This is a genomic window from Rhodococcus daqingensis (assembly GCF_042665615.1).
Taxonomy (GTDB): Bacteria; Actinomycetota; Actinomycetes; order Mycobacteriales; family Mycobacteriaceae; genus Rhodococcus_G; species Rhodococcus_G daqingensis.
Window position 1 is genome coordinate 331165 of record NZ_JBHTCS010000009.1, and the last position, 23251, is coordinate 354415.

The 23251-nt window shown below is 68.9% G+C and carries 20 protein-coding genes, 2 tRNA genes and 1 pseudogene; 11 read left to right on the plus strand and 12 right to left on the minus strand.

Features of this window, described 5'->3' with window-relative positions; translation table 11 throughout:
- Nucleotides 1-82: 82 nt before the first annotated feature.
- From ACFQS9_RS06080 to ACFQS9_RS06100, 5 genes are all read right to left on the minus strand, one after another.
- Nucleotides 83-1072 (minus strand): HAMP domain-containing sensor histidine kinase, encoded by a 990-nt coding sequence (locus ACFQS9_RS06080; RefSeq protein WP_378402542.1) that lies wholly within the window; start codon nt 1070-1072, stop codon nt 83-85.
- On the minus strand, nt 1069-1746 hold the full coding sequence (locus tag ACFQS9_RS06085; RefSeq protein WP_378402544.1) for a response regulator: 678 nt from the start codon (nt 1744-1746) through the stop codon (nt 1069-1071). The genes ACFQS9_RS06080 and ACFQS9_RS06085 overlap by 4 nt, the downstream gene beginning before the upstream one ends.
- Before the next feature lie 79 nt (nt 1747-1825).
- Nucleotides 1826-2467: a response regulator gene (locus ACFQS9_RS06090; RefSeq protein ID WP_378402546.1), complete on the minus strand. Its 642-nt coding sequence runs from the start codon at nt 2465-2467 to the stop codon at nt 1826-1828.
- A complete protein-coding gene (locus ACFQS9_RS06095) occupies nt 2467-3630 on the minus strand; it encodes a sensor histidine kinase (RefSeq protein WP_378403172.1) in 1164 nt (387 codons plus the stop codon). Before ACFQS9_RS06095 ends, ACFQS9_RS06090 begins: the two co-directional genes overlap by 1 nt.
- A gap of 51 nt (nt 3631-3681) precedes the next feature.
- Nucleotides 3682-4602, minus strand: coding sequence for an amidohydrolase family protein (locus ACFQS9_RS06100; protein WP_378402548.1), 921 nt, complete (start codon nt 4600-4602; stop codon nt 3682-3684).
- A gap of 124 nt (nt 4603-4726) precedes the next feature.
- On the opposite strand from ACFQS9_RS06100, the gene ACFQS9_RS06105 reads away from it, so the two are divergent.
- From ACFQS9_RS06105 to ACFQS9_RS06125, 5 genes are all read left to right on the plus strand, one after another.
- Nucleotides 4727-6139 carry an acyl-CoA dehydrogenase family protein gene (locus ACFQS9_RS06105; protein ID WP_378403174.1) on the plus strand — a complete coding sequence of 471 codons (1413 nt, stop codon included), beginning with the start codon at nt 4727-4729 and terminating at the stop codon, nt 6137-6139.
- A gap of 28 nt (nt 6140-6167) precedes the next feature.
- On the plus strand, nt 6168-7376 hold the full coding sequence (locus ACFQS9_RS06110; RefSeq protein WP_378402550.1) for an acyl-CoA dehydrogenase family protein: 1209 nt from the start codon (nt 6168-6170) through the stop codon (nt 7374-7376).
- 176 nt (nt 7377-7552) lie between these two features.
- Nucleotides 7553-8029 carry a MarR family winged helix-turn-helix transcriptional regulator gene (locus ACFQS9_RS06115; RefSeq protein WP_378402552.1) on the plus strand — a complete coding sequence of 159 codons (477 nt, stop codon included), beginning with the start codon at nt 7553-7555 and terminating at the stop codon, nt 8027-8029.
- Nucleotides 8030-8102: 73 nt separating this feature from the next.
- Nucleotides 8103-9533, plus strand: a complete 1431-nt coding sequence (locus ACFQS9_RS06120; RefSeq protein WP_378402553.1) for an MFS transporter — start codon at nt 8103-8105, stop codon at nt 9531-9533.
- A 180-nt stretch (nt 9534-9713) separates the two neighbouring features.
- Nucleotides 9714-11339 carry an acyl-CoA synthetase gene (locus ACFQS9_RS06125; protein ID WP_378402555.1) on the plus strand — a complete coding sequence of 542 codons (1626 nt, stop codon included), beginning with the start codon at nt 9714-9716 and terminating at the stop codon, nt 11337-11339.
- Nucleotides 11340-11367: 28 nt separating this feature from the next.
- On the opposite strand, the pseudogene ACFQS9_RS06130 reads toward ACFQS9_RS06125, so the two are convergent.
- The 4 genes and pseudogenes from ACFQS9_RS06130 to ACFQS9_RS06145 form a co-directional block, all read right to left on the minus strand.
- Nucleotides 11368-11643: pseudogene (locus ACFQS9_RS06130) on the minus strand (type 1 glutamine amidotransferase); the annotation flags it as partial.
- Between the two features lie 49 nt (nt 11644-11692).
- Nucleotides 11693-11769: transfer RNA gene (locus ACFQS9_RS06135), tRNA-Met, on the minus strand.
- A gap of 14 nt (nt 11770-11783) precedes the next feature.
- Complete coding sequence (locus ACFQS9_RS06140; protein ID WP_378403176.1) at nt 11784-12122, minus strand: hypothetical protein; 339 nt, start codon at nt 12120-12122, stop codon at nt 11784-11786.
- Nucleotides 12123-12303: 181 nt separating this feature from the next.
- Nucleotides 12304-12380: transfer RNA gene (locus tag ACFQS9_RS06145), tRNA-Met, on the minus strand.
- A 447-nt stretch (nt 12381-12827) separates the two neighbouring features.
- Here ACFQS9_RS06145 and ACFQS9_RS06150 point away from each other — a divergent pair.
- Entirely contained in the window at nt 12828-13403 is a 576-nt protein-coding gene (locus ACFQS9_RS06150; protein ID WP_378402557.1) for a transglycosylase family protein, read from the plus strand.
- A 67-nt stretch (nt 13404-13470) separates the two neighbouring features.
- On the opposite strand, the gene ACFQS9_RS06155 is transcribed toward ACFQS9_RS06150, so the two are convergent.
- The gene (locus tag ACFQS9_RS06155) at nt 13471-16392 is read right to left on the minus strand and encodes a UPF0182 family protein (protein WP_378402559.1); all 2922 of its coding nucleotides are present in this window, start codon (nt 16390-16392) and stop codon (nt 13471-13473) included.
- Between the two features lie 82 nt (nt 16393-16474).
- Here ACFQS9_RS06155 and ACFQS9_RS06160 point away from each other — a divergent pair, with 82 nt between their 5' ends.
- Nucleotides 16475-17092 (plus strand): PPA1309 family protein, encoded by a 618-nt coding sequence (locus tag ACFQS9_RS06160; RefSeq protein ID WP_378402561.1) that lies wholly within the window; start codon nt 16475-16477, stop codon nt 17090-17092.
- A gap of 19 nt (nt 17093-17111) precedes the next feature.
- Here the strand turns inward: ACFQS9_RS06160 and ACFQS9_RS06165 are convergent, their stop codons facing one another.
- A complete protein-coding gene (locus tag ACFQS9_RS06165) occupies nt 17112-18134 on the minus strand; it encodes a YlbL family protein (protein WP_378402563.1) in 1023 nt (340 codons plus the stop codon).
- A gap of 90 nt (nt 18135-18224) precedes the next feature.
- Between ACFQS9_RS06165 and ACFQS9_RS06170 the strand changes: the two genes are divergently transcribed.
- The 4 genes from ACFQS9_RS06170 (at nt 18225) to ACFQS9_RS06185 (ending at nt 22873) form a co-directional block, all read left to right on the plus strand.
- Nucleotides 18225-19607 carry a zinc-dependent metalloprotease gene (locus tag ACFQS9_RS06170; RefSeq protein ID WP_378402565.1) on the plus strand — a complete coding sequence of 461 codons (1383 nt, stop codon included), beginning with the start codon at nt 18225-18227 and terminating at the stop codon, nt 19605-19607.
- Nucleotides 19608-19706: 99 nt separating this feature from the next.
- Nucleotides 19707-20597: a hypothetical protein gene (locus tag ACFQS9_RS06175; RefSeq protein ID WP_378402567.1), complete on the plus strand. Its 891-nt coding sequence runs from the start codon at nt 19707-19709 to the stop codon at nt 20595-20597.
- On the plus strand, nt 20594-21934 hold the full coding sequence (locus ACFQS9_RS06180; protein WP_378402569.1) for an ABC1 kinase family protein: 1341 nt from the start codon (nt 20594-20596) through the stop codon (nt 21932-21934). Before ACFQS9_RS06175 ends, ACFQS9_RS06180 begins: the two co-directional genes overlap by 4 nt.
- Nucleotides 21935-21958: 24 nt before the next feature.
- Nucleotides 21959-22873, plus strand: a complete 915-nt coding sequence (locus tag ACFQS9_RS06185; protein ID WP_378402571.1) for an exodeoxyribonuclease III — start codon at nt 21959-21961, stop codon at nt 22871-22873.
- A gap of 23 nt (nt 22874-22896) precedes the next feature.
- Here the strand turns inward: ACFQS9_RS06185 and ACFQS9_RS06190 are convergent, their stop codons facing one another.
- Nucleotides 22897-23175 carry a WhiB family transcriptional regulator gene (locus ACFQS9_RS06190; protein ID WP_051636997.1) on the minus strand — a complete coding sequence of 93 codons (279 nt, stop codon included), beginning with the start codon at nt 23173-23175 and terminating at the stop codon, nt 22897-22899.
- Between the last annotated feature and the right edge of the window lie 76 nt (nt 23176-23251).

Consider the following 23251-nt stretch of genomic DNA (forward strand, 5'->3'; position numbering starts at 1 on the left):
GCACCCTCCCGGTGTCCGGGCAGGCGTCATCGCGGCACCGGCCGGAAGGCCGGGCCCAGGGGGTGTTTCGTCGTCGGCGGCGCTACGTCTGGGGTAGCGACACCCGGATGCAGCAACCCGGGTCCGTGTCGAGGACCTCGATCCGGCCGTCGTGTAGCTCCACCGCCCAGCGGGCGATCGCGAGTCCGAGACCGGTCCCGCCGTCCTGTGCGCCGCCACGGGTGAAGCGCTCGAACACCCGTGAACGGTCCGCCGCGGGGATGCCGGGCCCGTCGTCGTGGACATCCAGGACCAGGTCGCCCGTGTGCTGGTCGATCCGGACCCGAACCCGGATGGGCGCCTCGGGCGAGCCGTACCTGGCCGCGTTGTCGACGAGGTTGGCGATCACCTGGTGGAGCCGGGCGGTGTCCGCCACCGCCCGCAGCCCCGCCGGGCTCACCTCCACGACGGCCGGCAGCGGTCCCGCGGGCCCGCCTGCCTGCCGGATCACCTCGTCGAGGAAGGGCTCGATCTCGAAGGCGGTTCGCTGCAACGGGACCGCACCGCCCTCGAGCCGGGACAGGTCGAGCAGGTCCGCGACCAGGCTGCCCAGCCGCTCGGTCTGCGCCAGCGCCGCCCGCATCGTCTGCTGATCCGGTGTCTCGACGCCGTCGACCACGTTCTCCAACACCGCCTGCAGGGCCGCGATGGGAGTTCTCAGCTCGTGCGAGACGTTGCCGATCAACTCACGGCGGTACCGGTCGTCGGCCTCGAGGTCCTCCGCCATCTGGTTGAACGCCGTGGCCAGTTGCCCGATCTCGTCCCGCGAGGTCGACCGCACCCGGCGGGAATAGTCCCCGGTCGCCATCGCCCTCGCCGCGGCGGTCATCTCCCGCAGGGGCGAGGTCATCCCGTGCGCGAGAACCTGAGTCACCGCGAGCGCGGAGATGAGGGCCGCGAGCAGCGCGAATCGGAACTGCCATTGCGCGGTGATCCAAAAGGTCAGCGACGCGAGGAACAACGAGGCGACCACCAGCAGGCCGGTCTTCGCCTTGAAGGAACGCAGTGGGTCCAAGGGCCGGGGCCAGTTCATCTCGGCACCTCCAGCGCATAGCCCACCCCGTGCACCGTGCGGATCATGTCGCCACCGAGCTTGCGGCGCAGCGCCTTCACGTGACTGTCGACGGTGCGACTGCTGGCCGCATCGCCCCAACCCCAGACCTGTTCGAGCAGCGTTTCGCGGGCGATCGCCGCCCGCGGCCGAAGCGCCAGGTGGGCGAGCAGGTCGAATTCGGTTCGGGTCAGGTGGACCTCGTCGGCCCCGAGCCGGACCCGGCGGGCCGTGAGGTCGATGGTCACCGCCCCGACGGCGACGGTCTCCGGTTGCTCCGCGACGGTGCGCTCTGCCCGACGAAGCAGGGCGGCGACCCGTGCCACCAGCACCCGCATGCTGAACGGCTTGCTCAGATAGTCGTCCGCACCGACGCCGAGCCCGATCACCATGTCCGTCTCGTCGGCCCGGGCGGTGAGCATCAGCACCGGAACGGGCCGATCGGCCTGGATTCGCCTGCACACCTCGAGTCCGTCGAATCCGGGGAGCATGACGTCCAGCACCACCGCGTCCGGCTCGAAGCTCGCGCACGCCGCGACGGCTCCCGGACCGTCGGTGGCCGTGTCGACCTCGTACCCCTCCGCTCGCAATCGCGCCGCGATCGACTCGGAGATCGTGCGTTCGTCGTCGACGACGAGCACTCTGCGCTGGGTCATGCGTTCGACTGTATTGGCCGTGTGTGGGGATGCCCGGCAGGAGTTGTGAAGGTTGTGTGCAGGTTTGGACGGACACGTCCTAGCCGCGTTTGTGCCAGTAGACCGCCAGCCGCACCCGGTTGTCGCAGCCGGTCTTGTCCATCAGGTTGGCGATGTGTGTCTTCACCGTCGTGACGCCGAGGTGCACACGGTCGGCGATCTCCTGGTTGCTCAACCCCTCGCCGACGAGGGCGAGCACCTCCCGCTCCCGCGCCGTCAGCGCCGCGGTCCCCGTGCCCGTGTCCTCGGCGTCCTGTCGGCCGGCCTCGAGCGCCCGATCGACGAGCCGGCGCAGCAACGCGGGTGAGAACAGCATGTCCCCGTCGACGACCCGGCGGATCGCGCTCAGCAGGTCGGCGGGCGCGGTGTCCTTGACCAGGAAGCCCACCGCTCCCGCCGCGAGCGCCGGGTAGAGGTGCTCGTCGTCGTCGAAGGTGGTGAGCACCAACACCTTGGCCCCCGGCCTCGACGAGAGGATCTGGCGGGTCGCCTCGATGCCGTCCAATCCGGGCATCCGCAGGTCCATCAGGATCAGGTCCGGGGACAGCTCGGCGGCCAGCCGGATCGCCTCCACCCCGTTCGACGCCTCACCGACCACCTCGAGATCCTGCGTCGACTCGCACAGCATTCGCAGCCCGGCGCGGACCAGGCGCTGGTCGTCGACGATCAGCAGCCGGATCATCAGTGCCCCGTCTCGGACGCCGCGGAGACGCCGGGAAGCCAGGCGTCGACCTCCCAGCCGTGTTCGGTGGGGCCGACGTCGAGGGTGCCGCCGGCGAGCTCGACGCGCTCGCCCATCCCGATGACGCCGTGCCCGGCCGGATTCGGGGCGCCCGCACCGTGGCCGGTGTCGGTGACCCGCACGGCGATGCCCGCGCTCCGGCGCGCCACCGTCACGGCCACCGACCCGCCCGGATCGGTGTGCTTCATGACGTTGGTCAGCGATTCCTGCACCACTCGAAGCAACGTGAGCCTGCCGATCGCGTCCAGCCCGCCGAGATCCCGGTCCACCTCCGCGGAGACGGTGAACCCGGCCGCCCTGGTGCGCTCGATCGCGGCGGCGATCTCCGTCGGCACGGCGTCGGACTCCACGAGCGCGACCTCACCCAGCGCCGGATCCCGCAGTGCCACCAGCAGCCTGCGGATGTCGGCGAGCGCATCGGAGGCCGTCGCGTGCACGTCGTCGAGCACCCCGTGCACGCGCGGATCCGCATCCGCGAGCACGTGTCGCGCGACCCCGATCCGCAGCACGATCGACGCCATGTGATGCGCGACGAGGTCGTGGAGTTCCCTCGCCAGCGCACTGCGTTCGGCAGCCCTGACATGGAGTTCAGCATCGGCCCTGCGTGATTCGGCCACCGCGGCCTGCGCCCGGTAGGTCACCGCGAGGTCCCGCTGCGCGCGCAGGTACAGCCCGAGCAGCAACGGCAGGCCCACATAGGCCACCGCCCCGACCGCGGTCGCGGGGCGCCAGAAGTCCGAATGGCTGTCGGCCCAGGTCCCGGCGAGCACCGCACCGGTCCAGCAGGCGGTCGCCGTGACCACCTGCCAGGTCCGATGGGTGCGCATGGCGACCTCGGCCAGCGACACCGCCCCCAGGTACGGGACCAGCTCGGACAGGCCCCACGCGTCCGCGGCGAACAGCGGAACCGCCAGCGCGGACAACACCACAGACACCGGCAGCGGCCATCGATCGCCCACCACGAAGACCGCGGCCGCCGCCATCGACAGCAGCCAGTAGCCGGCCGGCACCCGGTACTCGCCAGGAAAGTTGCTCGCGAGCAACATCAGCGGCACCAGGACCAGCGGCACGCAGCGCCCCAGCAGGCGCAGGTCGCGGTGCATTCCGATCTCGGTCACCACCCAACGGTAGGTGAGCGACCTGCCCGAGACCTCCTACCTGGGGAGGAGGCCGTAGACGCGTCGCGCGTTGGTCTCGAACAGCGCGGACCGATCGGCGGTGTCGAATTGCGCTGCCGCCGCCAGGTAGCCGTCGTAGAGCTCGCTGAACTCGCCGTACATGCGGTCCACCGGGAAGTTGCTCGCGAACATCGCCCGCCGCGGTCCGAACACCTCGAGGCACCTCGACACCCAGGGACGCTGCGCCCCCACGTCCAGGGTGTGCAGGGCCATGCCCAGCCCCGAGATCTTGCAGTGCACGTTCCCGCGGTCGCCGAACAGCCCGAGCGCGGCCGACCAGTCGCCGAAATCTCCCGCGGAGACGGGCCACCCGGCGTGCTCGAGCACCACCGTCAGGTCCTCGTGGCCGCGCAGCGCCTCCGCCCAGCCCGGCATCGAGCGGGGGTGCGCGACGAGGTCGAACACCAGCGAGTGCCGCCTCAGATAGTCGAGCAGCGGACCGGTCGGGTCGGAATCCGGCCGGAGCCCCCGCAGCACCCTGATCCCACGGAAGAGCGGGCTGCGACGCTGGGCGTCGAGGTCCGCCCGGATCGAGGGCCAGCTCGCGCCGGGGTCGACGGTGCCGATCGCCGCCGCGGGCCAGCCGGCCACCCCCGCGAGTTCCGTGATCCACGCCAGCTCGTCGATGTGTGTGCCTGCCCGGCTGACGGCCGAGACGTGCACGATCGCGCGGACGTCGTAGCCGGCCGAGTCGGCGAGGTAGTCCGCCGCGGTGTAGTCGTGTGCCAGCCGGCCCAGATCGCCGAGTGTGGAGGGCCTCGCGTCGGCGCGCTCCTGCATCAGCGGATACCAGCGCCGGGTGGACGGCAGCCAGTGATGCACGTGTGGATCGACGATCGCGATGGCCGAGTTGTCCGCCATGTCCTCGAGCGTGACCGGGCCCGGCGCGTCGATCAAGGTCGATCACCGCGCTCCGGGAGGCCGGGCGCGTGACCGTGATCACTCTGACGAAATTCTCGACTTCCTATCTTACTCCGGAGTAAGATAACGGGTGTCCACGACCGATACACCGAGAAACCTGGTGATCATGAGTAAGCAAGACAGCGTTGTGAGAACGAACGGCGCCAAGCGTGAACCCCGCGACACCTCCGCGGTGGGCCTGAACCCGGTGAAGCGCGACGCCATGGGCGCAGCCATGCGGGTGCTCACCAAGATCACCGGCTCGGAGCTCGCCGAGAAGTACAACCTCCGCAAGCCGATCGACCGGGTCACCTACGAGGGCACGAAGACGGGGTTCAAGACGCTCGGAGCGGCCACCAGGACGTTCACGAAGGTGTCCGGCGGTGGCCAGCCGAAGCGCCTGCCCGCGGGCGAGGCCAAGCACGCCGACTACTTCGACCTCACCCCGAACGACGAGCAGAAGATGATCGTCGAGACGGTCCGCGAGTTCTCGGACGAGATCCTGCGCCCCGCCGCGCACGACGCCGATGCCGCCGCCGCCTCGCCCGCCGACCTGGTCGCGCGCGCCGCGGAGCTCGGCATCACCCTCATCAACGTGCCCGAGGAGCTCGACGGCGCGGCCAGCGAGCGCGGGGCGGTCACCAACTCCCTCGTCGCCGAGGCGCTGGCGCACGGCGACATGGGCCTGGCGTTACCGATCCTGGCGCCGAGCGGCGTCGCGGTCGCCCTCACCCAGTGGGGCACCGACAGCCAGCAGCGGACCTACCTGCCCGCCTTCACCGGCGAGAAGGTGCCGAACGCGGCCGTCGTGGTCAGCGAGCCCCGCGCCCTGTTCGACCCGTTCGCGTTGCAGACCAAGGCGGTTCGCTCGCCCAGCGGCTACAAGCTCAACGGCGTCAAGTCCTTCGTGCCCGCAGCCGCGGACTCCGAGCTGTTCCTCGTCGCGGCCGAACTCGACGGCAAGCCGGCCTTCTTCATCGTCGAGTCCGACGCCAAGGGCCTCGTCGTGGAGGCGGACCCCAGCATGGGCCTGCGCGCGGCGGGCCTCGGCCGGCTGATCCTCACCGATGTCGCGGTGCCCGAGTCCGCGATCCTCGGTGATGGCGACGCCGGCCAGCGTGCCACCGACTACGCCAACGCGATCCGCCTGGCCCGCCTCGGCTGGGCCTCGATGGCGGTCGGCACCGGGCAGGCCGTGCTGGACTATGTGATCCCCTACGTCAACGAGCGCGAGGCGTTCGGCGAGCCGATCAGCCATCGGCAGGCGGTGGCCTTCATGGTCGCCAACATCGCGATCGAGCTCGACGGCCTGCGCCTGGTCACCCTCCGCGGCGCCTCCCGCGCCGAGCAGGGGCTGTCCTTCGGGCGCGAGTCGGCGCTCGCCCGCAAGCTCGCCTCGGAGAAGGGCATGCAGATCGGCCTCGACGGTGTGCAGCTGCTCGGCGGCCACGGCTTCACCAAGGAGCACCCGGTCGAGCGCTGGTACCGCGACCTCCGAGCCATCGGCGTTGCCGAGGGCATCGTCCTCATCTGACGCCGCTGCTGTCCACTAGGAGACTTTGATGATCAACCTCGAACTTCCCAAGAAGCTCAAAGCCTCTGCGAACCAGGCACACCAGGTCGCAGCGGAGATCTTCCGGCCCATTTCGCGCAAGTACGATCTGGCCGAGCACGAATACCCGGTGGAACTCGACACCATGGCCGCCATGGTCGAGGGCCTCAACGACTCCGGCGGCGACGTCGGCGGCGCCACGGGCGGCCGGTCGGACGCCTCCACCGAGCTGCTCGGCAACTCCAACGGCGGCAACATGTCCGCGCTGCTGAATGCGCTCGAGACCTCGTGGGGCGATGTCGGTCTGATGCTCTCGATCCCCTACCAGGGACTGGGCAACGCGGCGATCGCGGCGGTGTCGACCGACGAGCAGCTCGAACGCTTCGGCAAGGTCTGGGCCTCGATGGCCATCACCGAGCCCAGCTTCGGCTCCGACTCCGCCGCCGTGACGACCACCGCCGTCCTCGACGGCGACGAGTGGGTCCTCAACGGCGAGAAGATCTTCGTCACCGCGGGCGAACGCTCCACCCACATCGTGGTGTGGGCGTCGGTCGACAAGTCGAAGGGCCGTGCGGCGATCAAGTCGTTCGTCGTGCCGCGGGACGCTCCGGGCCTGTCCGTCGCGCGTCTCGAGCACAAGCTCGGTATCAAGGCGTCCGACACCGCAGTCCTGTTGCTGCAGGACTGCCGGATCCCCAAGGACAATATCCTCGGTAGCCCCGAGGTGAACGTCGAGCAGGGTTTCGCGGGCGTGATGCAGACCTTCGACAACACCCGCCCGCTGGTGGCCGCCATGGCCGTCGGCGTCGGCCGGGCCGCGCTCGAGGAACTGCGCGGCATCCTGTCCGAGGCGGGCGTCGAGGTCTCCTACGACACCCCCGCCTACAACCAGCACGCGGCGGCCGCCGAGTTCCTCCGCCTCGAGGCGGACTGGGAGGCGTCGTACCTGCTGTCGCTGCGCGCCGCGTGGATGGCCGACAACAAGAAGCCGAACTCGCTCGAGGCATCGATGTCCAAGGCCAAGGCGGGACGCACCGGCACGGACGTCACGCTCAAGGCCGTCGAGCTGGCCGGCAGCCTCGGCTACTCGCAGCGCACGCTCCTGGAGAAGTGGGGCCGCGACTCGAAGATCCTCGACATCTTCGAGGGCACCCAGCAGATCCAGCAGCTGATCGTGGCGCGGCGAGTGCTCGGCAAGTCGTCCGCGGAGCTGAAATAGCCTGCACAACAACGGAAACCGGTGCGAGTCTGCTTTTCGACTCGCACCGGTTTCTTGTTTCGGTCGATACCTCCGACGGACTCCCCGTGCGGTAAGCGGCATGAGCGTGCGTTTCACGTGGACGAGGAAGATGCGCGGGCGTGAAGATTATCTGCAACAAAACTATGATTGGTGGCATGACTGCACTGGCACCCAGGCGTGACGAGCCCGACCTGTCGTTTCTGCTCGATCATACGAGCCATGTTCTGCGCACTCGGATGGCGGCGGCGCTGGCCGAGATCGGACTGACCGCTCGCATGCATTGCGTGCTGGTGCACGCGCTCGAGGACGAGCGGACGCAGGTTCAGCTCGCAGAGATCGGGGATATGGACAAGACCACGATGGTGGTCACTGTCGACGCGCTCGAGAAGGCCGGGTTGGCGGAGCGGCGGCCATCCAGTACGGATCGGCGGGCTCGGATCATCGCGGTTACCCCGGAGGGAGAGAAGGTCGCCAAGCGGAGTCAGAAGATTGTCGATGAGGTGCATCGGGACGCCCTAGAGGCCCTGCCGAAGGGGGATCGCGAAAACTTGTTGCGCGCCTTGAACTCCCTAGCAGAAGGGCATCTCGCGACACCGGCAGAGGCATCGGCGGCGCGGCGCGCCAGGCAATAGTCCGCTTTAATATTGTCTGCAACGGAACTATCTAGTACGGTCCCTCTTGTTGGTTCTGAACAGGAGATGACCCATGACAATGTCCAACCGCCTCGCCCTCGCCGTACTGTCGGCGGCGACGTTGATGACCATCCTCGACGGCAGCATCGTGACCGTCGCGATGCCCGCGATCCAGAACGATCTGGGCTTCACTGCGGCCGGACTGAGCTGGACTGTGAACGCCTACCTCATCGCCTTCGGTGGATTGCTGCTGCTGGCCGGGCGGCTCGGCGATCTGATCGGCCGAAAGACCATGTTCCTCGCCGGGAATGCGGTATTCACCGTCGCCTCGCTGCTCGCCGGAGCGGCCACTACGCCGGAGATGCTGGTCGCCGCCCGCTTCCTCCAGGGCGTGGGCAGTGCTATCGCCTCGTCGGTGGTGCTGGGAATCCTGGTCACCTTGTTCACCGAGAACCGTGAACGGGCAAAGGCCATCGGGATCTTCAGCTTCACCGGTGCGGCAGGCGCCTCCATCGGCCAGGTGCTGGGCGGGGTGCTGACCGATGTGCTGAACTGGCACTGGATCTTCCTCATCAATGTGCCGATCGGAGTGGTGACCGTCGCGCTGGCGGTGAAGGCCTTGCCCGCCGATCGCGGTATCGGGTTGGCCGCGGGTGCGGATGCGCTCGGTGCGCTGCTGGTGACCGGTGGACTCATGCTGGGCATCTACACGGTGGTGAAGATCGAGGAGTACGGCTGGACGTCCGCGCACACGCTGGGGCTCGGGGCCGTCGCGGCCGGCATGCTCGTCGCCTTCGTCGTGCGTCAGCAGACCGCGCGTACGCCGCTACTGCCGCTGCGAATCTTCCATTCCCGCAATGTATCCGGCGCCAATCTGGTGCAGATGCTGACGCTGTCGGCCATGTTCGCCTTCCAGATCATTGTCGCGCTGTACATGCAGAAGGTCCTCGGCTACAGCGCACTGGCCACCGGGCTGGCCATGCTGCCCGCGGCCGTCGCCATCGGTGGGGTGTCGCTGTTCGCCTCGGCTCGATTGATCACCCGCTTCGGTGAACGGGCCGTGCTGGTTGCTGGATTGGTATTGCTGCTGACCGGAATGAGTTGGCTGACCAGGCTTCCGGTCGACGCCTCCTATGTCGTCGACTTGCTGCCGATGATGGTGCTGATCGCCGGTGGTGGGCTGGTGCTGCCCGCGCTGGCCACGCTGGGTATGTCCGATGCGGATGCCGAGGATGCCGGGTTGGCCTCCGGATTGTTCAACACGACGCAGCAGGTCGGCATGGCGCTGGGCATTGCCGTGCTGTCCACGCTCGCCGCCTCCCGCACTGGGAGCCAGTTGGTTTCGGGTGCTTCCGAGGCCGCGGCATTGACCAGCGGTTACCGCTTGGCCTTCACCGTCGCGGCCGGGCTGTTGGCCGCCGCCCTCGTAGTCAGTCTGACCGTGTTGCGTCGGCCCGCCATCACCGATTCGGCCCCTGCCAAACTCGCGGCCCCCGCTTTCTGACCCATCCGAAATCCCTGCTGCTCAGATAGGCGACAGACCATGCGGTTGGGAGCGGGGCGACCGTGGTTGCCTGGTTCCCACCCTCGCCCCGTTTCGAAACCAGTGACTGTGACCCCCGCCCGCACTAGGCTGAGGGCCGTCCGTTCCGAAGATCGTTTCTGGGCTCAGGGGGCAATTCCAATGCCGGGTGTTCTGACGAAGATGACCGACACTCTCGGGGCGGCGAGGGTGATGATGCGCGCGGGTCTCGTCCCGTTTCCCCGCGTCGACCACGGGATCGCGGCCATCCTCGCGGTCCGCAAGTACGGCCCCTTCGCGGGACCGATCCACGCGCACGCCGAGGCGGGACTCGACGCGGTCGCGATCGTCGACGAACGCGGGCAACTGACCTACGCCCAGCTCGAGCAGCAGTCCAACGCCCTGGTCCGGGCCTGGGAGGCGAACGGCATCGCCCCCGGCTCGGTGATGGGTGCGATGTGCCGCAACCACCGCGGCCTGGTCCTCACCATGCTCGCGGCGGCGAAACTGGGCGCCAAGCTGGTCCTGATGAACACGGGCTTCGCTCCCCCGCAGCTGGTGGATGTCGCTGCCCGCGAACAGGTTCGGTCCTTCGTCTACGACGAGGAGTTCGCCGACGTCGCCGCGGCGCTGCCCTCGGACGTGCGGCTCTTCCTGTCCTGGGGCGAGGACACGGGACAGGGTGCGCGATCGCTGGACGGTCTCATCGCCGGCCAACCCACCCACGCCGTAGCCCATCCGCCGACCCACGGCAGCTTCGTGCTGCTCACCAGCGGCACCACCGGAACCCCGAAGGGCGCCCCGCGCGAGCGCACCTCGCCACTGGCGTCCGCCCAGTTCCTCGACCGCGTGCCCCTGCGCCCCGGTCAGACGATGGTGATGGCGGCGCCCGCCTTCCACGGCACGGGCATGTCCCAGTTCGCGATCGCCCTTGCGCTCGGCCAGACGGTGGTCATGCAGCGCAAGTTCGATCCCGAGGGCAGCGTCCGGCTCGTCGCCGAGCAGCGCGCCGACGTTCTCGTCGTGGTACCGACCATGCTGCAGCGGATCATCGACCTCGGCCCCGAGGTCCTGTCGAAGTACGACACCACCAACCTCAAGATCATCTTCGCCGCCGGGTCCGCGCTGTCCCCCGACCTGTGTAGGCGCACCACCGAGGCATTCGGCCACGTGCTGCACAACCTGTACGGCTCAACCGAAGTCGCGGTGGCCACCGTCGCGACCCCGGCCGACCTCGCGCTGGCGCCGGGCACCGCCGGCCGAGCACCGGTGACCTGTCATGTCGAGCTCTACGACGACGCCGGTGTCCGGATCACCGAACCCGACACGGTGGGCCGGATCTTCGTGGCCAGCGGATTGAGCTTCAGCGGATACACCGACGGCCGCGACAAGGAGCGGATAGGCGGGCTGCTCTCCTCCGGCGACGTGGGGCACTTCGACAAGAACGGGCTGCTGTTCGTCGACGGCCGCGACGACGACATGATCGTCTCGGGCGGCGAGAACGTCTACCCGCTCGAGGTCGAGAACCTGCTCTACGAGCGCCCGGATGTGCTGGAGGTGGCGGTGATCGGTGTCGACGACGCCGAGTTCGGGCACCGACTCAAGGCATTCGTGGTGCCGAGCCCCGGCTCCGCTCTCGACGACCAGATGATCAAGGCCCATGTGAAGGAACACCTCGCCCGCTACAAGGTCCCCCGCGAGGTGGTGTTCCTCGAGGAGCTGCCCCGCAACGCGACAGGAAAGTTGCTGCGGAGGGTCCTGATCGAGATGGACTCGGCGGAGGACTAGCGAGGCCGGCGAGCAGCACCGCACCGTCCGGCAGATCGAACGTGTCGCCGTGCCAGTGCACCACCGGCACCTCGCCGCCGATGCCGCCAAAAACCTTGTCCGACATGCCCGCATCGGTGAGGGTGACCGTCCCGGCACCGAATTCCCCTGCGGGGCCCTCGAATACGTTGGCCCCGAGTGCGGCCGCCATCAGCTGCGCGCCGAGACACACCCCGATCACCGGGACACCGAGATCCAGGCAGTCGCGGATGAGCGCGCGCTCCCAGGTTCGAGTCACCGGCCAAGCCTGGCACAACGGCGACATCCACACAGAAATGACGAAAGCCCGGTCCGAAGACCGGGCTTTCGTTCATTGGTAGCGGGGACAGGATTTGAACCTGCGACCTCTGGGTTATGAGCCCAGCGAGCTACCGAGCTGCTCCACCCCGCGCTGCACTGATAACTCTACACGAAGATCGGGGCGCTCCCGACCACCGCCGAAGCCCGCCTCTCGGCAGCCCGATCCAACGCTCCCCAGGCGGACTCGCAGCGCCTGCGCGTCACCTCGTCCGCGTCCACCAGCAGCGCGTCCAGGAGCAGCTTCGGGTCGCGCTGCCACGCGTGCGCCACACCCGCCACTTCCTTGTCGGACAGCAGGCCCGATCGGGCAACCGCGAGGATCCACTCGTCGAACTCGCCGCAGTGGATCCCCTCGACCGCGTCGTGATCGAATCCGCCCTCGACGAAGTCACGAGAGAACATCGCGGCGACGTAGGCACTTGAAGTCAACTGTCCGGCGTTCATAGGTGTGGGCACCCTTCCGAGCGTGGCTGGTGAGACGCCTCACAGCCTCCCGCCCACGCGGCCGCGTGACCACGGGAGAACTACCCGGGGACATGCCCGGTTTCTGCCGTCACGCCTGATCGGCGCCGTGAAAGACCCGGAAACGACGAAAGCCCGGTCCGAAGACCGGGCTTTCGTACTTTGGTAGCGGGGACAGGATTTGAACCTGCGACCTCTGGGTTATGAGCCCAGCGAGCTACCGAGCTGCTCCACCCCGCGATGCATGAACGAAGTTACACGAGCCGCGGAACAGAACACAAATCGCGCACAGACGGGACCGGAACCGCGCCGGGACGAGCGCCCGCACGCGTGACCCAGTGCACAAATTGCCCGTGATCCCGACCACATAACGGGCGCATAACGAACGCGCATCCCGTTTGCAACGACACTCGCCCACCTGCGGCGACGACCGATCCGGCCCGAGATCCCGGCCGCCGAGAGCCTCCCGATCCGGGGATGACCGTGTCGAAAATGTTGCGTACGGTCGCCACCGGCCCGAAACAACCGGGCATTAGCCGACCCGCCGCTGCTCACTCTGCCCCGCGGGATCGGAACCCCGAAACCTTCGAGGGGCAGGGACGCGGCGCCAGTGTTTGTGTGCCGGGCGAGACGAGTTCACTCCGCCCAGGCCGGCCCGTTCGCAAGCGCGGAGAGGATTCACCCCGCATGACCACTCGCAAGATGACCACGCGTGCTCTCGGATGGGTTGCCGCCACCGGCGCACTCGTCGCAGTTCCCTTCGGCCTTGCCACCGGCACCGCAGCCGCCGCCTCCCACAACTGGGACGGCGTCGCGCAGTGCGAGAGCGGCGGCAACTGGGGCATCAACACCGGCAACGGCTACTACGGCGGCCTGCAGTTCTCGCAGAGCACCTGGACCGCCAACGGCGGCACCGGCTCGCCGCACGGCGCCTCCAAGGCCGAGCAGATCCGCGTCGCGGAGAACACCCTCGCCAGCCAGGGCCCCGGCGCCTGGCCGCACTGCGGCAAGTACCTGACCACCGCGACCGAGGATGTCGCCCCGGAGCCGGCCCCCGCGCCCGCCCCGGCGCCCGCTCCGGTCGTGCCCGCGGTCATCGCCCCTGCTCTGCCCGCCCTCGAGGCCATCCCGGCGCCGGCCGCCGACCAGGTCAAGCAGGCATCCGACGCCGCCGTCGCCCTGGCGACCCAGCACGGCTTCGGAGATCAGATCCAGCAGCTGATCGCCAACAACGGCGTGGCCCTCGCGAGCCTCACCCGCTGATCCAGCTCCACAGCAAAGGGGCCCTGCCATCCGGTCGGATGGCAGGGCCCCTTTGCTGTCGCGCCTGTTACTTGGGTAGCCCCTGGTAGGCGTCGACCGCCTTCTGCAGCCGGTCGAGAGCAGCGCCATAGGCGGCGAAGTCACCGCTCTGCTGGGCCGTCTTCACCGCCCCGAGCGCGGCATCGACCTCGTTCAGCGCCACTCCGACATCACCGCTCGGCGCCGGCGCCGGCACCGGGACGGGCTGCTGCGCCTGCTGCTGCGCCTGATCGCTCGGCGGCGGCGACGCCCCGCCCGGCGCGGTCGCCACCGCGGCCGCACCCGAACCGAACACCTGGTCCATCGCCTCCGCCAGCGTCGGCGCGTACCCGACGCGGATGCCCTTCGTGTCGGTGAAGCTCACCAGCACCGCCGTGAGCTGAGGGAAGGCATTCGGCGAATTCCGTTGGGTGTACAGCGGTTCGACATACAGGATGCCGCCGTCGGCGATCGGCAGGGTCAGCAGATTGCCGTACTGGATCTTGTTCGACTGCTTGATCAGCGACAGCGCGCTGGCCACGGTCTGATTCGACGTCATCGCGGTCTGCGCCTGCTGCGGTCCCTGCGTCTGGGTCTCTGTCGGCAACTGCAGCACCGTGAACTTGCCGTAGTCCTTCGGATCCGACGCGACCGAGATGTACGCAGCCAGCAGCTCCCGGTTGTAGCCCTCCATCGGGCTGGTCAACCGGAACTCCGGCTTGGCCGTCTCCTTGTTGCCGACCAGCACGTAGTACGGCGGCTGGTTCTTGTCGGTCTCCACCGTCGGGTCGCTGGGCACCGACCAGAAGTTGTTGTTGGTGAAGAACTCGTTCGGGTCGTCGACGTGGTACTTGGCGAGCATCTCCCGCTGCACCTTGAACAGGTCCTCGGGGTACCGGAAATGCGCCCTCAGCTCGTCGGTGACCGCAGTGTTGGGCTGGACCGTGCCCGGGAACACACCCATCCAGGCCTTGAGGACCGGGTCCTGCTCGTCCACCTGGTACAGGGTCACCGTTCCGTCGTAGGCATCGACGGTGGCCTTGACCGAGTTCCTGATGTACGAGACCTCCTTCTTCGGAAGCAGCCGGCCGGTGGCCTGGTCCACACTGTCCTCGACCAGTCCGTCGAGCGAGGAGCGCTGCGCGTACGGGTAGTTGTCGAGCGTGGTGTAGGCGTCGACGATCCACTGCATCCGGCCCTGGACCACCGCGGGATAGATGGTGCCGTCGGTGGTCAGCCACGGCGCGACCTGGTTCACCCGGTCGCGGGGGTCGCGGTTGTAGATGATCTTCGAATCGTCCCCGATCGCACCGGAGAAGAGGATGTTGCGCTCGGTGTACTTGGCCGCGAATGCCAGCCGGTTCACCCAGTTGCCGATCCCGACGCCACCGGCGCCGGTGTAGGTGTACTTCGAGTCGTCCGTGTCGTACTCGCGCGGCTCGCCGCCCGCGGCACCGACGATGGCGTAGTCGGCATCCGACTTGGCGATCACCTCGCCGTAGTAGATCCGCGGGTTGTCCACCCGCAGGGCGGGATCCGACGGCTGCGTCTTGAGGTCGCTGACGCTGTAGATCGGGTAGCCACCGGTGTTGTTCTGGGCATCGCCCGACACCTTGGTCACCTGGTTGGCAGGAGCGGCGACGAATCCGTTGCCGTGCGTGTACACGGTGTGCTTGTTGATCCAGTCGGTCTGGTTGCCGCTCAGGCTGGCGGGCGAGAGCTCACGCGCCGCCACCACGAAGTCGCGCAGCTGACCGTTCATCTCGTACCGGTCGATGTTGAGCGCCTTCGGGAAGGCGTAGAAGTTCTTCAACTGCTGCTGCGCGGTGAAGGTCGGCGACAGGATGTTCGGGTCCAGCAGCCGGGTGTTCGCGATGGTCGTCACGTCCGCGGGGACTTCCTGCGGCTGCTTCGTCGCGACGCCCGTGTAGTCGACGTATTCGACCCTGTCGTCGGTGATCCCGTACGCCTGTCTGGTCGCCTGGATGTTGCGCTCGATGTACGGGCTCTCCTTCTGCGCGGCGTTCGGCTTCACCGAGAACTGTTCGACCACCAGCGGGTAGACGGCGCCGATCAGGATCGAGGAGAGCACCAACAGCGCGGCGGCCATCGCGGGGATCCGGATGTCGCGCAGGAAGATCGCGGCGAAGAACGCGAGCGCACAGACGATCGCGATGGCCATCAGGATCAGCTTGGCCGGCATCACCGCGTTGGTATCGGTGAACCCGGCGCCCGTGAACGTGGGCTCCTTGCGGCTGCTCGAGAGCAGCGAGTACCGGTCCAGCCAGTATGCGACGGCCTTGAGCAGCACGAAGGTTCCGGCCAGCAACGCGAGCTGGACGGTGGCGGCCTTGGTCAGCGCGCCGTCCCGGCCGCTCAGGCGTAGCCCGCCGAAGACGTAGTGCGTCACCAGATTCGCGAAGAAGGCGATGAGAACCGCGACGAACAGCCAGTTCAACACGAGCCGGTAGAAGGGCAGGTCGAAGGAGTAGAACCCGATGTCCAGTCCGAACTGGGGGTCATTGATCCCGAACGCCCCACCGTTGAGGAACAGCTGCACCGTCACCCAGTTCGACTGCGCGACCAGGCCCGAGAGCAGACCCATCGCCACCGGGATCCCGATACCGAAGGCCTTCAGCCGCCCCATCACGGTGGTCCGGTACCGGGCGATGGGGTCGTTGGGCCCGGCCACCGGTACGAACACCGGCCGCGAGCGATACGCGAACAGCAGCGCCAGGAACACCGCCCCACCGACGAGCACGGCGACCGCCAGGAACAGGATGAGCCGGGTGACGAGCACCGTGGTGAAGACGGTGCGGAACCCGACCTCGCCGAACCACAACCAGTTGGTATAGGTATCGATCAGCCGGGGGCCGATCAGCAACAGTGCCGCGGCAACGAGGGCCAGGATTAGCAGCACTCGGCTTCGACGGGACAACGACGGTAATCCGGTGGGGGGCCGCATGCCCACGTGCCACTCTCCAGTGATTCGGGCGGCGCACAGGCGCCGCGGTGGTTGTCACCACTCTACGTGTGGGTGGGAGGATGAGACCGTGAGCGATAGCAATGGCGTGTACTACGGCCACCCCGCCGACTTCTCCGTCGACGCACTCCCCCGGTGTGTGCGCGAGGTGTCGGACTTCGTCGACGCCGGCGGATGGGGCCAGCCGCCGGTGATGTTCGCCCTCGTCCCCACCGCTGTCCTGGCCGCCGCGGAGCCCGACCTGATCGATCAGCTCGAGGACGGCGCGGAACTCACGCCCGTGGAGCAGGAACCGTTCCCCGAAGACATCGGCGGCGGCACCCCGGCGCTGGACGAGTTCCTGGCCACCACCAGCTGGCCCGAGGGCGTCGTCGGCTGCGCGCTGGTCCAGGAGATCGTGGTGCTCCCGCCGACCGCGGAATCCGACCTCGACAGCGCAGTGGCCCCGTTGGTCACCGATCAGCACGCCGCCGACGAGGTCGCCCGCGCGACGGCGGACGCGCACCCCGAGCGTCGCGATGCCCGTCTCATCGCGGCTGTGCTGCGCGACGGACCGGCCGTGTGCGTGCTGCAGCTCAAGCCCGAGGACGACGACCTCGACGAGGAACCCGAGCTGCTCACCTACGAGGACCTGGCCCCGAACCTGGTGAACGCGCTGTACGCGACGTTCGACGCCCCGGACGACTGATCCACGAGCCGACGGGGCGCTAGCAGGCGGGCGCCTCGCCGCCGGCGTTCAGCGATTCGAGTGCGGCCACCGCGCCGTCGAGGTTGTCCACCTTCACCAGCCGCAGGCCCTCGGGTACCCGCTGACGGGCCTCGTCGCAGTTCTTCGACGGCACCAGGAAGGTGGTCGCCCCCGCCTCGCGTGCGGCGAGCAACTTGTACGGGATGCCGCCGATCGGGCCGACCTCACCGTCGGAATCGATGGTCCCGGTGCCCGCGACGAACCCGCCGCCGCTCAGCTCACCCGGCGAGAGCTTGTCGATGACCGCGAGGGTGAACATCAGCCCCGCGGACGGTCCGCCGACCTCGGCCAGGTTGAACTCCACCGTGAAGGGGACCTCGGGATTCTCCTGCGGGGTGATCCCCAGGTACCCGCGGTCCGTCGCGCCCGGACGCTCGCCGAGTGTCACCGGCACCGTCATCTCCTGGCCGTCGCGACGCAACAGGATGCTGACCTCGGTGCCGGGATCGAGCTCGGCCACCGCCCGCTGCACCTCACCGACGGTCCGAACCTGGGTCCCGTTGATCGCGAGCAGCTGATCGCCCGGCCGCAGCGCGTCCTTGGCCGGTCCGTCCTCCGAGACGTCGACCACATCGAGCGCCACCGGCAGGTCCAGGAAGTGCAGGGCGGCCAGTTCCGCGGAGTCCTCCGACTTCGCGAAGTCCGCCTCGTTCTCCTGCTTGACCTCGTCCTTGCTCTTGTCCGGCGGATAGACCTCGGCGCGCGGCACCAGGCCGTAGCGTCCGCTGATCCAGTTCCCGAAGGCCTCGAAGATGTTGAGCCCGTCGCGGACCGAGACGGTGGTCATGTTGAGGTTGCCCGACGTCGGGTCGAGATCGGTCCCCTCGATCTCGACCACGGGCTTGCCGTCGGCCTCGCCGAGAGTGTTGAACGTGGGGCCAGGCCCGAGGGCCACGAACGGCACGGTCACCGCAGTCCCGAGAGTGAAGAGCGCCACCACCGGCACCAGCGCAGCGGCCAGGGTCACCATCCGTCGATTCACCCGGTCCAGCGTAGAGGGCGGCTCGGCTTGTTCGCGCTGAGCGTCATCTCCGCCGCCACCCACGTCCTCGATGCCTTGTACCGTTGAGCCATGAGCAATCCGCCGTTTGGTTTCTCGAATTCCGACAACGATCCCGACCGGGACAAGGGTCGGGACGGCGAAGGTACCCCCGGTCCGGGAGGGATCCCCTTCGGTTTCAGTCCCGAGGGCTTCGACCCCGCGCAGCTCGGCCAGATGCTCACGCAGTTCGGTCAGATGCTCAGCGGCATGGGCAGCGCGATGGGCACAGGCGGCGGGGGCCCCGTGAACTACGAGGTCGCCAAGAAGCTGGCCCTCCAGCAGCTCGGCACGGTGCCCCCGATCTCCAGCGGCACCGGCGCCGCGGTGGCCGATGCCGCCCACCTCGCGGAGGTGTGGCTGGACGGCGCCACCACACTGCCCGCGGGTGCGTCCAAGGCGGTTGCCTGGACGGCGGCCGACTGGCTCGAGAACACCCTCGACACCTGGAAGCGACTGTGCGATCCGGTCGCCGAGCAGATCTCGGGCATGTGGGTGTCCGGGCTGCCGGAGGAGGCCAAGCACATGGCCGGCCCGATGATGGGCATGCTCGGGCAGATGGGCGGACTGGCGTTCGGCTCGCAGCTGGGCCAGGCCCTGGGGCAGCTCTCCTCCGAGGTGCTGACCTCCACCGATGTGGGGCTGCCGCTCGGTCCCAGCGGGGTCGCGGCGCTACTGCCGACCGCGATCGAGAAGTTCAGCGAGGGCCTCGAGCAGCCCGACCGCGAGATCCTGGTGTTCCTCGCCGCGCGCGAGGCCGCCCACCACCGGCTGTACGTGCACGTGCCGTGGCTGCGGCAGCGGCTGCTGGCCACCGTCGAGGACTACGCGCGCGGCATCCGGATGGACTTCTCCGCGATCGAGGAGGCCGCGCAGGGCCTCGACCCGAGCGCGCTGACCGATCCGTCGAAGATCGAGGAGATCCTCCAGCAGGGCGCCTTCGAACCGCAGACGACCCCCGAGCAGAAGCAGGCCCTCGAGCGGCTCGAGACCATGCTCGCGCTCATCGAGGGCTGGGTGGAGACCGTGGTGTCCGAGGCGCTCGGCGACCGGCTGCCCGGGGTGGCCGCCCTGAGCGAGACGATCCGGCGCAGGCGCGCCACCGGCGGTCCCGCCGAGCAGACCTTCGCCACCCTCGTCGGCCTCGAGCTCCGTCCCCGCAAGGTCCGTGAGGCGTCGCGGCTGTGGCACCAGCTCACCGAGTCGGCCGGGATCGACGGTCGGGACGGCGTCTGGGCGCACCCCGACCTGCTGCCGGACTCCTCGGACCTGGACAGCCCGGCCGGGTTCGTCGACCGGGTGGTGGGCGGCGGCACCAGCGCCTTCGAGGACCCGATCGCGCAGCTCGAGGCGACCGAGGCGCGCGAGCGCGAGGAGGGTGGCTCCGGCGGCGACCCCGAGCGGCCGACGGAGTAGTCGACCGGCCCGAAACCCCAGGCCACCGCCGCCGCGACCCTGTGGATAACCGGGTGCGCGGCGCTCGTCGGCACCACCGGATCTGCCAGGGTCGGGGACATGACATCGGTCTCGGCACTGAACGCGGGACCGCGGCTCGATCCGCGGATCCCGATCCTGGTTCGGCCCAGCGGCAGCGTCCAATTGGGCTGGGATCCCGAGCGTGCGCTGCTGCTCTCCGTTCCGACCGGCGTCGCACCCCACGCGATGGCCGCACTGCTGCGGCTGCTCGACGGTCTGCACACCCGTGACGAGATCCTCTGGCGGGCACACGAAATCGGACTGACGACCGCCGACACCGCGGCACTGCTGTCCGAGCTGGCCGCGGCCGGGCTGTTGGAGCAGGCGACCGCGCCGCGTCTCGGCGTGCGCTCCGTTCATGTGCGCGGTCGCGGGCCGCTCGCCGACGGCATCGCGAGCGCTCTCGCCGACGGGCGGGTCCGCTTGACCCGGTCCGTGCCCTTCGGCGGCACGGGCGCTCCGCGCGTCGACCGAACGGCCTGTGTGGTGCTCACCGACGAACTGGTGCCCGATCCACGGGTGGTGGCCGAGCTCGTCGAGGCGCGGGTGCCCCACCTGCAGGTGCGGCTGCGCGACGGGACGGGCATCGTCGGGCCTCTGGTACTCCCCGGCCACACCAGCTGCCTGCGCTGCGCCGACCTGACCCGGGCCGCCCGTGACGACGAATGGCCGCACCTGGCCGCGCAATTGCTCGGCGCGGTCGGGCATGCGGACCCGGCGTCGATCCTGGCCACCACCGCCCTCGCGCTGGCGGAGTTGAATCTGCTGATCTCAGCCCAACCCACCCGAACACCCGCGAGCCTCGATGCAACCCTGGAACTGAACCTGACCACGTATCGACTGGTCAGGAGATCCTGGCGACCGCATCCGCGCTGCGAATGCCGACGGCATGCGCCACATCTGGGCGAACCGGCGGATCGTCAGCCATGATGGTGGGCGTGCCAGACATCCCCCGCAGCAGTTCCGCCCGTACCGCCAAACTGGCGAGCATCCCCCTCGGGATCGCGGGACGCGCGGCGGTCGGGTTCGGCCGCAAGCTCGTCGGCGGCGATCGCGAAGAGATCGACGCCAAACTGACCCAGCAGGCCGCCGAGCAGTTGTTCACGGTGCTGGGCGAACTCAAGGGCGGCGCGATGAAGCTCGGCCAGGCGCTGAGCGTGATGGAGGCGGCCGTCCCCGAGGAGTTCGCGGAGCCGTATCGCGAGGCACTGACGAAGCTACAGGCGGAAGCCCCGCCGCTGCCCGCCAGGAAGGTACACCGGGTGCTCAGCGAGCAGTTGGGCAGCAAGTGGCGCGAGCGCTTCGCGTCCTTCGACGATGTTCCGACGGCCTCGGCGAGCATCGGGCAGGTACACCGCGCCGTGTGGTCCGACGGCCGCGAGGTCGCGGTGAAGGTGCAGTACCCGGGCGCCGACGAGGCCCTGCGCGCCGACCTGCGGACGCTCTCCCGCTTCGCCGGGATGTTCAGTTCGGTGATCCCCGGTGCTGACGTCAAGCCCGTCCTCGAGGAGCTGACCGCCCGCACCGAGGACGAGCTGGACTACCGCATCGAGGCGAACAACCAGCGCGCCTTCGCCGCCGAGTTCGCGGGCGACCCCAGGTTCGCGATCCCGCGAGTGGTCGCGAGTTCGCCGAAGGTGGTGATCACCGAATGGATGTCGGCGACACCGCTGTCGACGATCATCGCCGGCGGCACCGCCGAACAGCGCAACAGCGCGGGCGCCCTGCTCGCCGAGTTCCATTTCGCCTCACCCGCCCGGGTCGGACTGCTACACAGCGATCCACATCCCGGCAACTTCATGATGCTCGAGGACGGCAGGCTCGGCGTCATCGATTACGGCGCCTGCGCGCCGATGCCCGGCGGTCTGCCCCCGGTACTCGGCAGGATGGTTCGGCTCGCGCTGGAAGAGCGCTTCGACGAGCTGACGGAACTGTTGCGCGCCAACGGATTCGTGCTCCCCGGCCGCAATGTCACCGATCAGGAGATCGCCGACTACCTGCGTCCGTTCACCGACCCGATCCACACCGAGTCCTTCCACTTCACCAGGGCCTGGCTGCAGAAGGCGGCCGGAACCGCGACGGATTTCTCGTCCGCGCAGTTCCGGACCGCTCGTGCGCTGAACATGCCCGCCGAGTACGTGATGGTCTTCCGCGTACTGCTCGGCTCGGTCGGGATCTGCGCTCAGCTCGACGCGTACGCGCCCTACATGGAGATCCTCACCAAGTGGCTGCCCGGCTTCGCCGAGGACGTGCGGCAGGCCGAGTAGGCCGACTGCCTACACTGGTCGACCGTGCGGATCGCGACCTTCAACATCAATGGCATCCGAGCGGCGCAACGGCGGGGATTCGAGGAGTGGCTGCGCGAGCGCGATCCGGACGTGGTGGCGCTGCAGGAGGTGCGGGCCCGGGCGGCCGCGATTCCCCCCGGGGTGTTCGGTGCCTATCACCTCGCCTACGACGAGGGCGTGCACGCCGGCCGCAACGGCGTCGCGATCCTGACGAGGCACGCTCCCGACGCGATCCGCACGTGGAGCGGCACCGCCCTGGTACGGACTCCCGGCGAAGTGCACACCGGCACAGCCGAACTCGACCGGGTGCCGTTGGCCCGGGAGCTGCGCGAGTTCGCCGCCCAGGGTCGGTACATCGAGGTCGACCTCGCGGACGCGCCGATCACCGTCGCGTCGCTGTACCTGCCGAAGGGAGGCCTGCCCGCCCACCTCCAGAAGCCGGGGCGGATGCGGGAGGCGCCGGACGGCGGCGCCCGCTATGCGCGCAAGATGCGCTTCCTCGACGGGTTCGCGCGACAGTTGGCGCGTTCACGTCGCGACGCCCGATCGAACGGCCGGGAACTGCTGCTCATGGGTGATCTCAACATCGCCCACACCCGCCACGACGTGCGGAACTGGCGGCGCAGCAACCAGGTCGAGGGCTACCTCCCCGAGGAACGCGAGTGGTTCGGCTCGATCCTGTCCCCCCGCACCCTCGTCGACGTGGTCCGCAGTCGGAATCCGGACGCCGACGGGCCGTACTCGTGGTGGTCCTGGCTGGGGCAGTCGTTCGCCAACGACACCGGGTGGCGCATCGACTACCACCTCGCGACACCCGGGCTGGCGCGGGCGGCCGGCGCGGCGGGCACCGACCGCGAACCCGCCGCGGACCGGCGGATGAGCGATCACGCCCCGGTCGTCGTCGACTACGAACTCTGACTTCCCTTCCCCTGCACGTCCGGTCACGCGCAGACGGCCACCTTCCTCGGGCGCCCGCGGGGACGCTTACGCGCGATGACGACACCCTGATCGAGGATCTCGCCACCCCACACGCCCCATGGTTCGGCGCGATCGAGTGCGGCGCTGAGGCACCGGGCACGGATCGGGCACTGGGCGCACAGTGTCTTCGCCTGCTCGAGCTCGGCGGGGGTCTCACCGAACCAGAGATCGGGGTTGTCGGCTCGGCACGGAAGTTCGCGTCGCGCGGGTGCGATCACGGTCGGCTCGCTGATGGCGGTCACGGTCCGGTAATCGTCTCGGCATGTCGGGGTAGACACGTCGTTCTCCTTAAAGCTCTGCGATGGATTCAGGTCGTGG

Coding starts and splice junctions, on each gene's coding strand:
- ACFQS9_RS06080 (WP_378402542.1), bottom strand. CDS start 1,072: ATGAACTGGCCCCGGCCCTTGGACCCACTGCGTTCCTTCAAGGCGAAG.
- ACFQS9_RS06085 (WP_378402544.1), bottom strand. CDS start 1,746: ATGACCCAGCGCAGAGTGCTCGTCGTCGACGACGAACGCACGATCTCC.
- ACFQS9_RS06090 (WP_378402546.1), bottom strand. CDS start 2,467: ATGATCCGGCTGCTGATCGTCGACGACCAGCGCCTGGTCCGCGCCGGG.
- ACFQS9_RS06095 (WP_378403172.1), bottom strand. CDS start 3,630: ATGCACCGCGACCTGCGCCTGCTGGGGCGCTGCGTGCCGCTGGTCCTG.
- ACFQS9_RS06110 (WP_378402550.1), top strand. CDS start 6,168: ATGATCAACCTCGAACTTCCCAAGAAGCTCAAAGCCTCTGCGAACCAG.
- ACFQS9_RS06115 (WP_378402552.1), top strand. CDS start 7,553: ATGACTGCACTGGCACCCAGGCGTGACGAGCCCGACCTGTCGTTTCTG.
- ACFQS9_RS06120 (WP_378402553.1), top strand. CDS start 8,103: ATGACAATGTCCAACCGCCTCGCCCTCGCCGTACTGTCGGCGGCGACG.
- ACFQS9_RS06125 (WP_378402555.1), top strand. CDS start 9,714: ATGCCGGGTGTTCTGACGAAGATGACCGACACTCTCGGGGCGGCGAGG.
- ACFQS9_RS06140 (WP_378403176.1), bottom strand. CDS start 12,122: ATGAACGCCGGACAGTTGACTTCAAGTGCCTACGTCGCCGCGATGTTC.
- ACFQS9_RS06150 (WP_378402557.1), top strand. CDS start 12,828: ATGACCACTCGCAAGATGACCACGCGTGCTCTCGGATGGGTTGCCGCC.
- ACFQS9_RS06170 (WP_378402565.1), top strand. CDS start 18,225: ATGAGCAATCCGCCGTTTGGTTTCTCGAATTCCGACAACGATCCCGAC.
- ACFQS9_RS06175 (WP_378402567.1), top strand. CDS start 19,707: ATGACATCGGTCTCGGCACTGAACGCGGGACCGCGGCTCGATCCGCGG.
- ACFQS9_RS06180 (WP_378402569.1), top strand. CDS start 20,594: ATGATGGTGGGCGTGCCAGACATCCCCCGCAGCAGTTCCGCCCGTACC.